The organism is Eubacterium callanderi, assembly GCF_900142645.1.
In the GTDB taxonomy this organism is placed as follows: Bacteria; Bacillota; Clostridia; order Eubacteriales; family Eubacteriaceae; genus Eubacterium; species Eubacterium callanderi.
This window is the reverse complement of sequence record NZ_FRBP01000009.1, coordinates 81,133-93,700: the sequence shown is the minus strand read 5'-3', so window position 1 is coordinate 93,700 and position 12,568 is coordinate 81,133. Positions and strand designations below refer to the sequence as shown.

Genomic DNA, 12,568 nt, shown 5'->3' with positions numbered 1-12,568 from the left:
TCCTCCTTATGCCTGTTTGACGGGTTCGATGACTTTTCCGTCAACGATGGTCATGGTGTATTCTTCCACTACTTTGCCGTTCTTCAAATGTTCGTCCACAATGCGCTGTACTTTTTCCGGTGTCATCTTGACATAGGTAACCTTTTCACCTTCCGGGTTGTAAACTTCGACAATGGGTTCAAGACGGCAAACACCAATACAGCCAGTCTGGGCAACGGTAACGTCCTTTAAGCCCTGGGCTTCCACTTCTTCCATTAATTTGACCATAACAGGTCTGGCGCCGGCGGCGATCCCACAGGTTGCCATCCCAACAACCACACGGTAGCCATCTTTGCCTTTTCTCAGATTAATTTCTTCAAGTTTTTTACTTCTGATCGCTTTTAATTCTTCTAAGGATTTCTTCATTTTACTCCTCCGTAATTTCTTCGAGTCCTTCTTCAACATAGCCCCTTATCCAGTTTAAAACGTCCGGATCATTCATGAGGCTGTCTTCCCCGAGAATCTCTTTGACCTCTCTTGAGTCAAATACAAATTCGCGCTCGTTATACCTCTGTACATATACAAGCTCAGCCTCCCCAAAGGACATGAGCATGGTGATGACACTGTCGGGCATATTTCCCAGCGGCATCCGGTCGATGTGGTCATAGGCGAAGGACGCGTAAACCCGCGTTCCTACATTTTCCTCTGACTGGATCTCAAACCGGCCGTCACAGCCTTCGGCCGCATCCTTAAACAGCGAAAGCCCAAGGCCTACACGCCTTGTGGTCCGCGTTGTTACAAAAGGATCGGTAATGCTTGGCAGCTTATCGGCTGGTATCCCCTTACCATTATCCTCAATGATAATCTCCAGCAGATTATCGTCTACGTTTTCATTAATGGTTAACTTTACCAGACTTGCGCCCGCCCGAATAGAATTCTGTGTGATGTCCAGTATATGCAGCGATAACTCTTTCATCGTTAAGCCCTAATCAGTATTTTTCGAGAATGTCTTTAACTTCGTTTACACTTAAGCGTCCGTAAACATCTTCATTGATGCTCATAACCGGAGCCAGACCGCAGGCGCCTACACAACGCGTTGCATCGACCGAGAACTTACCGTCCTCTGTGGTGTCGCCAACAGCCAGACCAAGGGTATCGGTAACCTTGTCCAGAATAGCCTGAGAGCCTTTTACATAGCACGCTGTCCCCAAACAAACGCCAATTTTGTACTTGCCCTTTGGCTTTAAGGTAAACTGGGAGTAAAATGTTGCTACCCCATACACTTCTGTTAAAGGAATATCGAGTTCGTCTGCAATGGTCTGCTGCAGCTCGATGGGCAGATAACCGTATTTTTCCTGTGTTTCCTGCAGAATCTGCATCAGACAGCCTGGAACGTCACGGTGTTCAGCAACGATTTCCTTTACAACATCCAAATTGTCAATAGGTACTAATTCAGCCAACTTAAATCCTCCTCTTGATTTCGCAATCCTCATTTATTGCTCAATTTTTACTATTCTATTATATCACAGTCTTACTTTTTTACTTAACATTTTTAAATGTAATCTTTTACCTTAAGAACGGGCTTAAGAACACGTTCAAACAAGAAAATACCAGTATATACAAGTTAAAATATTACTCTTACCCATTTTTGACGTTGAAAATACAGAACTGTTTTTTTCAGACGCTTCAAAAATGGCAAATTTTTATCTTTATTTCGCTGCTCCGCCCAAATATTCAATTAAAGTGGATTTTCTTAAATCCGGCAGATCAATGAAATATTCACGCTCGGCCATGTCCTCCAGCTGATGGGCGTCGGAGCCGTGAATAAACTGGTATTCTCTGAAAAAACGAAACTTCTTTTTTGCTTCCTCCACAGTCGTTGCCTTGGACAGCTCCACAGTCTTTACCGGCAGATCCGGCGGAATAAACCCCAGTGATACCATAATACTGTAGGATTTCCTGTCGATGTGGGCTGGTACGATAATCCCGCCCAGCGGCTTAACGGTTTCCGCAAGCTCGTCGATGCCGATATCGGTTGCTGAGATCAGCAGCTTGTCCACCTCGCCGGTTATCTCATCCTCAGCGTCCAGAATGTACTGTGGGCCAAAATAATCCGGTTTATTGGGGATATCCGGCAGGTGCTCATACAAGATGGCGTCCAGCTCCATAGCTCCCTCCAGCGTGTCAAAATACGCCAGAATATGGGCTTCCTCCCTGGTGGTTACCTCGATGCCCGGCAGCACGCACAGGCCCTCGCCCTTTGCCACTTCAAAAAGGGCGGGCAGATTTTTAGCGGTATTATGATCTGTCAGCGCAATGTAGTCAACCTCTTTCAGCAGAGCCATGCCCACGATGTTATTGGGGGTCATCCCCAGATCGCCGCAGGGTGACAGAACAGAGTGCATATGCAGATCAATGGCAACTGTGCTCATTTTCAGATGCCTTTTTCTCCCAGGAAGGTACAGACCTGATAGGCGTTCATTTCAGTGGTAATGATCGGAATATTTTCCTCCGTGGCCTTTGCCAGGGTATCTTCTTCAATTTCCGCGCCCTCGGGAATAATAATACAGGCCATTTCTAAAAGTGTGGCCACAGCGATGATGTTCATGTGCGTCTGGATGGTTACCCAAGCACAGTTGTTGTCCGCGTTGGCCATCACCCAGCTCAGCAGGTCGCCCACATAACCGCTCTCAATCTCACGGTCCAGGGATACAGTGTTGTTGGCGCAGGCAAAGCGTGCGTCCGCCAGCAGTTCTTTTACTTTCATTTTTCCTCCTCGGTTTCCTCATTGTTTTCATTTTTATTCTTCATGGGATGTCCCACTTGAAGCAATTCACTGGTGAGCTTTGAAAGCTCCAGAACACGGTCCTTCAGCACAAAGACACAGTCGATCTCACGGGCATTGCCCATGACGATGTCCTCGGCCAGCGCCCGGCAGCCCGGCGCGCCGCAGGAGCCGCAGTCCAGCCCCGGAAGCTTGGCCTCCAGTTCCTCGATGGCGTGCATTTTTTTGATGGCCTCCCCCATATCCTCGTCAAGAGGCTTGGGCCCGCGCGGCACCAGCTTTTCCTTCTGATGCATCATGCCGGTGTTGTACAGGTTTTTGATATAGGCTTCCTCCAGGTGCTTATGGGAATCCATGCGCTCCAGCTTGGCCCTTTCCTCAATGTACATTTTAGCCACAAAATTATTCTCTACGGTCAGGCAGCCGCCAACGCAGCCCCCGATACAGGCGAGCCCCTCGAAAAAGTCGATGTTGTCAAGCTTGCCATTCTCAATCTCCTCAAGCACCTTGATGACATTGGAGATCCCGTCCACATGCAGTACTTTTTTGTTCTTCAAATAGCTGCTCTCCCCACCGGACACTGCCCAGCTGAAGCCCTCAGCCGATGAATTATGAATCCCATCCTCCACCTCGACGGTTTTCATCGCGCCCATCAGCGGCGCGTAAATATCCTTGATGGCAATGGCGCCGTCAATGGTTGAAAACAGGTCGTCGCTCGGCAGCGGATTGCTCACCTCTGTGGCCTTGGCGGCACAGGGGGTTATAAAAAAGATACCGATATCCTCACTCTTGAGGTTTTTACTCTCAATCAAACGTTTTCGCGTAATCCTCGCGGTCAGCCCCATGGGCGCCTTCAGCCGGTTAATGTTGCCTGTAAGCTCCGGAAAGCGCACCTGGATCAGCTTTGCCACCGCCGGACAGGCCGACGAAATCATCGGCTTGGGATAGTGCTTGGCTGTAAACTCATACTTGATGGCCCGGCCGATGATCTCAGCGCCAAAGGCCACCTCCACAATTTCATCAAAGCCCAGTGATTTGAGCGCTGATAAAATGCGGTCGATGGAGTATTTCATCTTAAACTGCCCCAGCAGTGTCGGCGCCGGAATGGCGACCGTGTACTTATAATCTTTGATTTTGGAGAGCGGATCGGTTTTTGCCATTTTCGCGTGGTGCGGGCAGACCCGGATACACTCGCCGCAGTCAATGCACTTTGACTCGATGATTTTGGCCTTGCCCTCGCGCACACGGATGGCGCCGGTCGGGCAGGATCTCAGACAGGTCGTGCACCCCAGGCACTTGTCTTTATCCAGATACACCGAATGCATTAATTTATCCATCAGTTTCACCTCATCCCCCAGATTTTACAATTTGAAATACATCTTTATTTTTGTTCCTTCTCCTACCTTTGAATGTATCTCAAAGTCATCTGCATTTTTTTCCATATTCGGCAGACCCATCCCTGCGCCAAAGCCCATTTCCCGGACCTTGTCACTGGCGGTTGACCATCCCTCTGTCATCGCCAGATCCACATTGGGTATTCCTGGCCCTACGTCCTCCAGACGCAGGGTTACAGCGTTTTCATCTACCTCTAAAATGATCTGCCCGCCGTCGGAATGGATGGCGATATTCATCTCACCCTCGTATCCGGCAATGGCGATATGGCGGATCACCTTGCTGCTGATGCCGAGCTGCTGGAGGCTCCGCTTTATTTTGCGCGAAGCCTCGCCGGCTTTTTCAAAATCTCCCTTTTCTACATCAAATACCATTTCATAGCTCATTTTTCGGTATTGCCCCCTTAAGTCCGTTGTGGTATAAGATTCCGCAGGATTCAAACAGCGGATAATCGGTGGTCATGATCAGCATGTCAATATCCTCGGCCATTTCCAGCAGTTCCTCACCTGGCACCTTGCTTCTGACAAAAACAATGCTGTGCATGTTCGCCATGTCCACTGTGTTAAAAACCTGTTTGTTCACAAGCCCGGTGAGCAGTATGCCGTCCTCCTTGGCATACCGCAGCACATCGCTCATGAGGTCGCAGCCGCAGGCCACATAGACATCCTCATCCAGATGTTCTTCTCCTGTTAAAACCCGTGCATTCAGTAGTTCCTTGACTTCCCGTAACTTCATTTTTGTTCTCCCCTCAAAAATTACTTATAATATGATACCACTGTAGCAAAACTCATTGTGGTCCAGAATCCGTTTTTCATCGCCGCTGCAGGTAAACAGCAGGACCTGCTGCCCCTTGCTGATGTTCCAGAGAAAGCGTACCGCTTCGGTTTTTCTCGCCAGATCGTACTGCACAAACGGGTCGTCCAGCACAAAAGGCAGGGATTTGTCAAATTCAAGCATATTGCCCACGCCAAAGCGCAGCGCAAAGTAAATCTGGTCGATGGTGCCGCCGCTCAGCTTTTCGATATCCAGCAGATCGCCGTTTTCCGGGCTCACGACCTTTACCTGAAGCTTGTCGTCAATTTTGACTTCCTTATATTTGCGGGTAATGCTGTACAGCACATCGCCGATTTTATCATTGAGCACCGGCGCGGAATCGTAATGCGTTTCCTTGGAGAGCCGGCCGAAAATCTCAAGCGCCATATCACAGGCCCTGAGGTCTTCCTCATATTCACTGATCTGATTTTTAAGGGTTTCGATTTTTTCCCGGGTTTCCACCGGATTGCTCACACTGCTGATGAGCATGCTGTTTTCACCCTGAAGCCTGGAAACTTCCTGGTTAAAGGCCAGCAGCGCTTCGCGGGCACGGATCTTCTCACCGTCCGGCGCCACCATGATGACAGGATTGTCATCCTCCCCGGCGTCGAGGTCTACCTTGATCATGTTGCCGCCGCCCAGCTCATCGTACAGGCGCTTGTTGGCCGCGAGCTCTGCCCGGACCTTTTCCAGCTCGTTTTTATACTGGCAGCCTTCGTTGTAGGCTTCGATGTTTTCTACCCCCGCCTTTTCAAGCTCTTCGCTCAGCTCCGTTTCAAAGCTTATCTGGTTGTGGGTAACCTCTTCCAGCTCTTTTTTCTTGTTCTCTACCTGGGTGAGGAACACATTCTCGTCCATGGTCAGTTTGTCAAGCCGGTTAAAGATTTCTTCGGCCTTGTCAACAAAGGCTTCGTATTCCTCCCGTGTGTTTTTGCCATATTTCTGTAAAATGGCTTCCACAGCAGTCAGCGGCACCTCGTCGTATTCCTCCTGCCCGTCCTCTGCGGTTTCCGGCTCCAGCCCGCCCGGTGATTTCATTTTATAGATCATCAGGGCCGCGCCGCCTAGTCCTAAAAACCACCCCAGAAAGTTCACAAACACCAGCACTGCGCCGGCAAGGAAGTTCCCCGGATTAATGGCGGTGACCAGCACCAGAATGGCGCCCAGCACCATGAGCAGGATAAGCATGCCGTTAGATACCCGGTTCAGGGTTGAGACCTGCACCTCAATATGCTCCTGCTCCCGCTCGATCACACTGGGGTTTTCCAGCGCGTACTGGTACTTCTGATAATCCATCTGTACCTCGTTGCGGCTCAGCCCTTTCAGGCTGCGCTTGATGCGGTTGCACCGGCCGGTGATATCCCGGCATTTACCCTCAAGCGTTTCAATCTCCCGGGACAGGGTCTTGATGCGTTCTTCTGCTCCCTCCAGATTGCTCTGTAAAATTTTAAGACGTCCGTAGGTCCGAGTATCAAAGTCCCCGTATTTCTCAAGCTCTGCCAGGCGGCTGCTGAGCGCCTCGCCCTCGCTCTTGATCTGGCGGACTTTTTCCCGCATGTTTTTAAGCTCCTCACGGGTCTTGGCCTGTGTTTTTTCGGACTGGTTCCGGCACTTGCTCTGGGCTGCCTCAATTTTTTTCTTATACTGCTGGATGCGCTTCTGGTTTTTCTGGATCACGTTGTAGACGCGCTCGCCTTCGTCCAGTGCCCGCTCCAGATCCTTAAGCTCCCGCACCGCCATCCCATAGTTGGACTTGCTCTGCCCGTAGTTGCCAATGGATTTTTTCTTGTTCTCAAGATAACCCATGACACGGTTGAGCGAGACCTCTTCCTTCTGGGCGGTTCCCAGCTCAATGAGGCGGTCGTTCACTTCCTTTGCCAGGTCGGCGTCGGAGGCGGAGGCCATCTGCTTGATGTTCACAGTGTTGTTGTACACCACGGAGTTGACCTTCAGATCGCCCAGCGGCAGATTCTGCCGGGTGACATTATCGTAGGGATAAAGGGCGGTGATATCCTCCCCGGTGACATTGTCATAGATCTTTACCCCGTCCTGTTTTTTCAGAAAATCGCGCTCAATCCGGATTTCCCGGCCGTCGTCCTGCTCCATGACCATGGCGCCGCAATAGGTATCGCTGCCCCAGGGCTTAAAGCGCTCAAAATCCTCGGAGTAGGTCCGCTTTTTGCGGTAGGGTTTGTAAAAACCGAACAGCATTCCCTCAATGAAGTGCTGTACTGTGGATTTACCCGCCTCATTTTCACCATAGACCAGGTTAAACCCATCGTCAACCTCGATGACCCGGTCTTTGAATTTTCCAAAAGATGTCAGTATCAGTGTTTTTATTTTCATAGAATTACCTTTTCCTTTAAGATCCCTTCCAGACCGTAGTACAAGGCCTTTTTAGTGATGGGGGACACTTCCTCAAGAAGCATCTCCTGTATAAATTTACCGATCATGTTGTCCCTGTTTTCCTTGAGCAGCAGGTCGATGTCCAAGTCGACTTCGAGCGCCTTGTCGTTCAGTTCAAAATAGTAAAAGGACGGCTGTAATTCATCCTTAAGCCAGTCCACAGAAACCTCCGGATCCACATAGCCCTTCAAGGTGACCCGGTAGTAGTTCTTCATCCGGTTTTCCTCTGTATCGCAGGCGAGTATCTGTTCCTTGATCGTATCAAAGCTCATCTCAGGTGTTACCTCAAATTCCAAGTCCACGTAGCGGCGCTTCTGGATGGGTACAAATTCACTGACACATTTGTGCGCGTCAATCTTGCCGACAATGACGCCGTGGTCGCCGCTCTCGCCAAAGCTCAGCCCCTCGGGGCTGCCGCAGTAGGCGGCGGTTTCACTCAGATACTCAGGCTTGTGGATATGGCCCAGGGCCACATAATCAAAATTGGAAAAGTCCGATACGTCAATGGGCAGGTAATCGGTCTGCCGGCTGTAGGCGTCGCCGTGGAGCATCAGAATATTGTTACACTCCGGATTAACGGCGATCCCCCGCGGAAAGGGCAGGTCGGTATAGGCCTTTTTCACCCAGGACATGCCGTAAACTTCGGTTTTAAGGTCTGGAAAATAGACAGATTCCAGCTTGCCGGTTTTAAACAAGGTCACGTTGTCCGGCCAGTCCACCAGGCCGAAAAGGGACAGGCTGCTGTAGCAGTCATGGTTGCCCGCGCAGATGACCACCCGGGTGGTGGTGAGGCGTGAGAACTTTTCTGCCACCCGCTCAATTTCCATAATGTCCACTTCATCGGAGTCGAAAAGATCCCCGGCGATCAGCAGCAGGTCGATCTGGTTCTTTTCTGCGGTGTTGAGTATTTTTTCAAAGGTCTCCCAGAGGTCCAGCCGTTTATTCTTCCCGTATATGTCTCCACGCCGGTTAAAATGGAACTGGCGGCCCATGTGCAAATCACCTGTATGTATGAAAGATACCTTCATCTAAGTTGCCTCCAATGCGAATATTTGTTCTTAAATTATATCATGATACAAGGCAATTGAAAACGAAAAAGTTCAAAATTGCCCAGGTTTCCGATGTTATTCTTTACTATTATAAAATAAAGCGGCTTTAAAGGCAAATTTCAACGCTATTTCCTTAGACTGGCCTTTGGCGCAACCGCCACTTTATTTTATATTTAAAAAAGTCTCCCGGTCGGGGAGACTCAGAAAAGGCTGTTGATGCTCAAAGCAACATGGCTGACGGCCGCTGTGCTCTGACCCTGACAAGCCGTTTAGTCATACAGGGTTCCCAGCATCATTGCCAGGGCCATGGAATTGACCTTCGCGTCGGCGGAGTCGGCTCTTGAGGTGAGCACTGCGGGCTTGGATGTTCCCATGATGACCGCGCCGCTCTGGGCACCGGCCATGTAGGTCATGGTTTTCCAGAAAATATTGCCTGCCTGCAGATTCGGCATGAGCAGGATATCCGCGTGTCCGGCCACCGGGCTGATAACGCCCTTATGTTTGACAGAATGCTCGGAGATAGAAAGGTCCATGGACAGGGGGCCGTCGATCACACAGCCTTTAATCTGGCCGCGCTCATTCATTTTTGACAGGATGGCCGCATCGATGCCGTCAGGCATATTATCATTGACGGTTTCCACTGCGCTCACGCAAGATACCTTGGGGTGGCGGCAGCCCAGTGCGTTTGCCAGCCGGGTAGCATTGCCGATCATCTCGATTTTATCCTTCAGGCCCGGCTCCACGATCATGCCGCAGTCTGTTGCCAGAATCATCCGGTCCAGGTGCGGCGCTTCAAAGGCGGTTACCGCGTTTAAGAGCTTGCCGGTCCGCAGCCCGTGGTCACGGTTCAAAATCGCCTGCAAATAGGTTTTGGTCTGAAGAAGCCCCTTCATCAAAATATCGGCCTCACCGTCTCTTACCCTGGCTACTGCCAGCGCCGCGGCGCGCTTTTCATCCTTTTCGTCCACAATGGTGTTTTCACTGAGGTCACAGCCAACCTCCTTGGCATATTGCTTGATCTTATCGGCGTCGCCCACCAGAATCGCCCGGCCAAAGCCGTGGTCATTCATGATCTTTATGGTCTCCAGAACCACCTTATCCCCTGCGGCTGCAACTGAAACCACCTTTTTACGCACTCTGGCCATCTCGGTCAGCCGATCTTTTATTTCATCAAAACGGTACATTGTAAAACCTCGCTTTCATTCGATATGTAATGTCTTTCGATGTAAAAATTGAAGAGTCATGTTATAATGTAATCTATACCCAATTTTAAGCGAAAAAGTAAAAAAGACGCAAAAAAAATAAAACGAAGGAGCGAAAAATGCAATACCGACCATTTAAAGAACTCAAACTCTCCCAGCTGGGCTTTGGCACCATGCGTTTTCCCATTAAATACAACAATGAAAAGCTCATTGACGAAAAGGCAGCCGGCCAATGCCTTCAGACCGCCATCGACGCCGGCGTCAATTATTTTGACACCGCTTGGCCCTATCACAAGCAGGCCAGCGAGCCTTTTCTAGGAAAATTCCTGGCTGAGACCGGGCAGCGGGACAAAGTACAGCTTGCCACCAAGCTCCCCTGCTGGCAGTGCCACGACCCGGCCGATTCCGACCGATACCTGGATGAGCAGCTAAAGCGCCTTCAAACCAGCCACATTGATTTCTATCTGCTCCACGCGCTGGATGGCTATCGCTTCAAAAAGCTTCTTGAGCTCGGTATTATCGATTTTATGAACCGGGCCAAAACCTCTGGAAAGGTGCGCTATCTCGGGTTCTCCTTCCACGACCTGGGCGCAGAATTCGAACCAATTCTAGACGCTTACCCCTTTGATTTTGTCCAGATTCAGCTCAATTACATGGACGAAAACTTTCAGGCGGGACTCGCTGGCCTGAAGGCCGCCCATGAGCGCGGCATGGGGGTCATGATCATGGAACCCCTGCGCGGCGGCCAGCTGGCTGCAAAGCCAGAGGGCGATCTGGAAAGGCTCTGGCAGGGCTTTGACACCAGCCTCACCCCGCCGGAGCTTGGGTTTAAATATTTGTACAATATGCCGGAGGTCACCTGTGTGCTCAGCGGAATGTCGGACCTCCGCCAGGTACAGGAAAACATCGCCACCGCCGGAAAATACACTACTGGCTGCCTGACAGAGGACGAAAAGGAGATGATCCAAAAGCTCCGAAGCTTTTACAGAAGCCGAATGAGGGCAGACTGCACGGGCTGCCGCTACTGTAACGGCTGCCCGCAGATCATCCCGATCCCCTCCATTTTCAAATATTATAATGAAGCCTTTATGTACGGCGACGTGGCCGCCTCCAGGAAGAAATACCGGACCAATATCAAGAACAAGTTCAAGGCCGACCAGTGCACAGGCTGCGGCCAGTGTGAGGAGCACTGCCCCCAGAACCTTGAAATCCGGGCACTGCTTACGGAAGCCCATGCCTTTTTGATGGATGAGGGTTAAAATGGGATTTTTATTGCTGCTCCCCTTTCTCTTTATCCGGTTTGGGCTTTTGGCCCTGCTGGGTAAAGGCGCTGTGGCCCGGGCCGCCTATTTTGCGCCGCTCATAGGCAAGGAAAAAGCAGCCTATTGGATTTACCAAGCCTCTAACGCCGCCATTTTTCTTTACCTGTTCTTTCTGAAAATCACAGCGGCGCCGGCACCACTGTTTTACACCGGCGCTGTTGTCTATGCCACAGGTCTTATCCTGCTCGTTGTGTCCGTCATCAATTTTGCGTCCCCGTCGGAAAGCGGTATCAATCAGAATGGCCTTTACCGGCTGTCCCGCAACCCCATGTATGTGGCGTATTTCATTTTCTTTCTTGGCTGCGCGCTGCTCACCCACTCCTGGCTGCTGCTTGGCTTTGTCCTTATTTTCGAGGCTTCTTCCCATTTCATTATCCGTTCAGAGGAGCGCTGGTGTCTCGCGCAGTTTGGAGACGCGTACCGCCAGTATATGAAAAAAGTCCGGCGTTATCTGTAAAAAACCAACCCGTATCGCGGCGATACGGGTTGGTTTTTCTGAGGACGTAACTTTTGGTTGTGTCTTTGTTTTTTTATAAATGATAATCTGTATTTTGAAACAGTATCGTCTGCCAATCCTGCCGGTCCTTTAAAACACGCAGAATAATAATCCATTCTCTATATCAACTGTAAAAAATATATTGTAAGATTTAAAAGACTTTAAGCGAATTTCATACCTACGGTACTCAAAACTTACACTGCGATAACCAAAAGGAAGGGTTTTTAACGATTCTACAGATTTGTCATAATCTTTTAAAAAATCAATGACCGCCTTTTTACTTTTAAAAGCCTCCATCATATACATCACAAAATTTTCAACATCTCTGCCTGCCTCAATGGTTTCCACAATTTTACAGGTCGTGGCGCTCAATTTGCTTTCGGATCTGCTACATCAGTTCTTCGTACGGCATGGTGCGGCCATTTTCAGGATCATCGAGGCCTTTATCCAGCGCCTTAATAATTTTCTTTTCATTTTTCTTCCACTGTTTGCCAGTATCTTCAGATAACGATGTCGTTTCAGCTATTTCCCTTGCTTTTTTATTGATTTGACAGACGAAAATCATCTTATATCTTCTCGTAAGCCTTTAAACAAAAACAGTGAAATCCTTGTAGAATGGGGTCTTTGCCGCTTCTGTTATTGTTGACAAAAAGCGGCTGGCTCTGCTGCTTCCATTGTATTATGTTTTCATTTTATTCGTCTGAGCAAACTCAAAACTTCCTTTTCATTTAACAAATCATAGTCACCCATAACCCCTGATCGGTGATATACGATTCCATCTTTTTCGTTTCGCTCCAGGTAACTGATAAACTTTTGAATGCCATCTTCTTTGATACACTGAATAAATGCCCGCATTTTGATTTTGTCAGGTGCAAGCATATCTTTATCGCAAGGAGAATCCGAACATTCCCAACAGCCTTTTATACCTTTTGCCGTGCAGCAATTATACTGATAACATCCTTGTGGAGATAATCTCTTCCCGCAACTATTTTCCGATTTACAACTGCATTTTCCGTCAGGAAAGCAAAAGCTGCACACTAAACCACAATATGCTATTGAATTTTCATTCATTGAAATAATCCCTCCTGTTCTTCAAAAAACGTTACCTCTCTGATACTCAAATT

16 protein-coding genes are annotated in these 12,568 nt (G+C 49.3%); 2 read left to right on the top strand and 14 right to left on the bottom strand.

All coding sequences use genetic code 11. The annotated features are described in order from the left end of the window. Positions 1 to 6 precede the first annotated feature (6 nt). From BUC22_RS13410 to BUC22_RS13360, 11 genes are all read right to left on the bottom strand, one after another. Positions 7 to 405: a (2Fe-2S) ferredoxin domain-containing protein gene (locus BUC22_RS13410; RefSeq protein WP_013379181.1), complete on the bottom strand. Its 399-nt coding sequence runs from the start codon at positions 403 to 405 to the stop codon at positions 7 to 9. 1 nt (position 406) lies between these two features. Then, positions 407 to 955 carry an ATP-binding protein gene (locus tag BUC22_RS13405; RefSeq protein WP_013379180.1) on the bottom strand — a complete coding sequence of 183 codons (549 nt, stop codon included), beginning with the start codon at positions 953 to 955 and terminating at the stop codon, positions 407 to 409. Positions 956 to 968: 13 nt separating this feature from the next. Beyond that, positions 969 to 1,439 (bottom strand): NADH-quinone oxidoreductase subunit NuoE, encoded by a 471-nt coding sequence (gene nuoE / locus BUC22_RS13400; protein ID WP_013379179.1) that lies wholly within the window; start codon positions 1,437 to 1,439, stop codon positions 969 to 971. A gap of 249 nt (positions 1,440 to 1,688) precedes the next feature. Then, a complete protein-coding gene (locus BUC22_RS13395) occupies positions 1,689 to 2,411 on the bottom strand; it encodes a PHP domain-containing protein (RefSeq protein ID WP_013379178.1) in 723 nt (240 codons plus the stop codon). A 2-nt stretch (positions 2,412 to 2,413) separates the two neighbouring features. Then, positions 2,414 to 2,746, bottom strand: coding sequence for a DRTGG domain-containing protein (locus BUC22_RS13390; protein WP_013379177.1), 333 nt, complete (start codon positions 2,744 to 2,746; stop codon positions 2,414 to 2,416). Next, positions 2,743 to 4,101 carry a [Fe-Fe] hydrogenase large subunit C-terminal domain-containing protein gene (locus BUC22_RS13385; protein ID WP_013379176.1) on the bottom strand — a complete coding sequence of 453 codons (1,359 nt, stop codon included), beginning with the start codon at positions 4,099 to 4,101 and terminating at the stop codon, positions 2,743 to 2,745. Before BUC22_RS13385 ends, BUC22_RS13390 begins: the two co-directional genes overlap by 4 nt. 24 nt (positions 4,102 to 4,125) lie before the next feature. Continuing rightward, positions 4,126 to 4,542 carry an ATP-binding protein gene (locus BUC22_RS13380; protein ID WP_013379175.1) on the bottom strand — a complete coding sequence of 139 codons (417 nt, stop codon included), beginning with the start codon at positions 4,540 to 4,542 and terminating at the stop codon, positions 4,126 to 4,128. Further along, complete coding sequence (locus BUC22_RS13375) at positions 4,532 to 4,891, bottom strand: hypothetical protein (protein WP_013379174.1); 360 nt, start codon at positions 4,889 to 4,891, stop codon at positions 4,532 to 4,534. Before BUC22_RS13375 ends, BUC22_RS13380 begins: the two co-directional genes overlap by 11 nt. 24 nt (positions 4,892 to 4,915) lie before the next feature. Continuing rightward, positions 4,916 to 7,315 (bottom strand): ATP-binding protein, encoded by a 2,400-nt coding sequence (locus BUC22_RS13370; protein WP_073383092.1) that lies wholly within the window; start codon positions 7,313 to 7,315, stop codon positions 4,916 to 4,918. After that, positions 7,312 to 8,403, bottom strand: a complete 1,092-nt coding sequence (locus BUC22_RS13365; protein WP_013379172.1) for a metallophosphoesterase family protein — start codon at positions 8,401 to 8,403, stop codon at positions 7,312 to 7,314. The genes BUC22_RS13370 and BUC22_RS13365 overlap by 4 nt, the downstream gene beginning before the upstream one ends. A gap of 290 nt (positions 8,404 to 8,693) precedes the next feature. Further along, a complete protein-coding gene (locus BUC22_RS13360; RefSeq protein WP_013379170.1) occupies positions 8,694 to 9,608 on the bottom strand; it encodes a bifunctional enoyl-CoA hydratase/phosphate acetyltransferase in 915 nt (304 codons plus the stop codon). Positions 9,609 to 9,745: 137 nt separating this feature from the next. On the opposite strand from BUC22_RS13360, the gene BUC22_RS13355 reads away from it, so the two are divergent. Then, positions 9,746 to 10,885, top strand: a complete 1,140-nt coding sequence (locus BUC22_RS13355) for an aldo/keto reductase (RefSeq protein ID WP_013379169.1) — start codon at positions 9,746 to 9,748, stop codon at positions 10,883 to 10,885. A gap of 1 nt (position 10,886) precedes the next feature. After that, positions 10,887 to 11,405 (top strand): methyltransferase family protein, encoded by a 519-nt coding sequence (locus BUC22_RS13350; RefSeq protein ID WP_013379168.1) that lies wholly within the window; start codon positions 10,887 to 10,889, stop codon positions 11,403 to 11,405. A gap of 129 nt (positions 11,406 to 11,534) precedes the next feature. On the opposite strand, the gene BUC22_RS13345 is transcribed toward BUC22_RS13350, so the two are convergent. The 3 genes from BUC22_RS13345 to BUC22_RS13340 form a co-directional block, all read right to left on the bottom strand. Further along, positions 11,535 to 11,816, bottom strand: coding sequence for a hypothetical protein (locus BUC22_RS13345; protein ID WP_013379167.1), 282 nt, complete (start codon positions 11,814 to 11,816; stop codon positions 11,535 to 11,537). A gap of 16 nt (positions 11,817 to 11,832) precedes the next feature. Then, complete coding sequence (locus BUC22_RS21910; RefSeq protein ID WP_013379166.1) at positions 11,833 to 12,009, bottom strand: hypothetical protein; 177 nt, start codon at positions 12,007 to 12,009, stop codon at positions 11,833 to 11,835. Positions 12,010 to 12,131: 122 nt separating this feature from the next. Then, entirely contained in the window at positions 12,132 to 12,515 is a 384-nt protein-coding gene (locus BUC22_RS13340) for a DUF3795 domain-containing protein (protein WP_013379165.1), read from the bottom strand. Positions 12,516 to 12,568 lie beyond the last annotated feature (53 nt).

Excerpts from the sequence above, each read along its gene's own strand:
- BUC22_RS13410 (WP_013379181.1), bottom strand. The coding sequence starts at position 405 with ATGAAGAAATCCTTAGAAGAATTAAAAGCGATCAGAAGTAAAAAACTT.
- BUC22_RS13405 (WP_013379180.1), bottom strand. The coding sequence starts at position 955 with ATGAAAGAGTTATCGCTGCATATACTGGACATCACACAGAATTCTATT.
- BUC22_RS13395 (WP_013379178.1), bottom strand. The coding sequence starts at position 2,411 with ATGAGCACAGTTGCCATTGATCTGCATATGCACTCTGTTCTGTCACCC.
- BUC22_RS13390 (WP_013379177.1), bottom strand. The coding sequence starts at position 2,746 with ATGAAAGTAAAAGAACTGCTGGCGGACGCACGCTTTGCCTGCGCCAAC.
- BUC22_RS13385 (WP_013379176.1), bottom strand. The coding sequence starts at position 4,101 with ATGGATAAATTAATGCATTCGGTGTATCTGGATAAAGACAAGTGCCTG.
- BUC22_RS13380 (WP_013379175.1), bottom strand. The coding sequence starts at position 4,542 with ATGAGCTATGAAATGGTATTTGATGTAGAAAAGGGAGATTTTGAAAAA.
- BUC22_RS13375 (WP_013379174.1), bottom strand. The coding sequence starts at position 4,891 with ATGAAGTTACGGGAAGTCAAGGAACTACTGAATGCACGGGTTTTAACA.
- BUC22_RS13370 (WP_073383092.1), bottom strand. The coding sequence starts at position 7,315 with ATGAAAATAAAAACACTGATACTGACATCTTTTGGAAAATTCAAAGAC.
- BUC22_RS13365 (WP_013379172.1), bottom strand. The coding sequence starts at position 8,403 with ATGAAGGTATCTTTCATACATACAGGTGATTTGCACATGGGCCGCCAG.
- BUC22_RS13360 (WP_013379170.1), bottom strand. The coding sequence starts at position 9,608 with ATGTACCGTTTTGATGAAATAAAAGATCGGCTGACCGAGATGGCCAGA.
- BUC22_RS13355 (WP_013379169.1), top strand. The coding sequence starts at position 9,746 with ATGCAATACCGACCATTTAAAGAACTCAAACTCTCCCAGCTGGGCTTT.
- BUC22_RS13350 (WP_013379168.1), top strand. The coding sequence starts at position 10,887 with ATGGGATTTTTATTGCTGCTCCCCTTTCTCTTTATCCGGTTTGGGCTT.
- BUC22_RS21910 (WP_013379166.1), bottom strand. The coding sequence starts at position 12,009 with ATGATTTTCGTCTGTCAAATCAATAAAAAAGCAAGGGAAATAGCTGAA.
- BUC22_RS13340 (WP_013379165.1), bottom strand. The coding sequence starts at position 12,515 with ATGAATGAAAATTCAATAGCATATTGTGGTTTAGTGTGCAGCTTTTGC.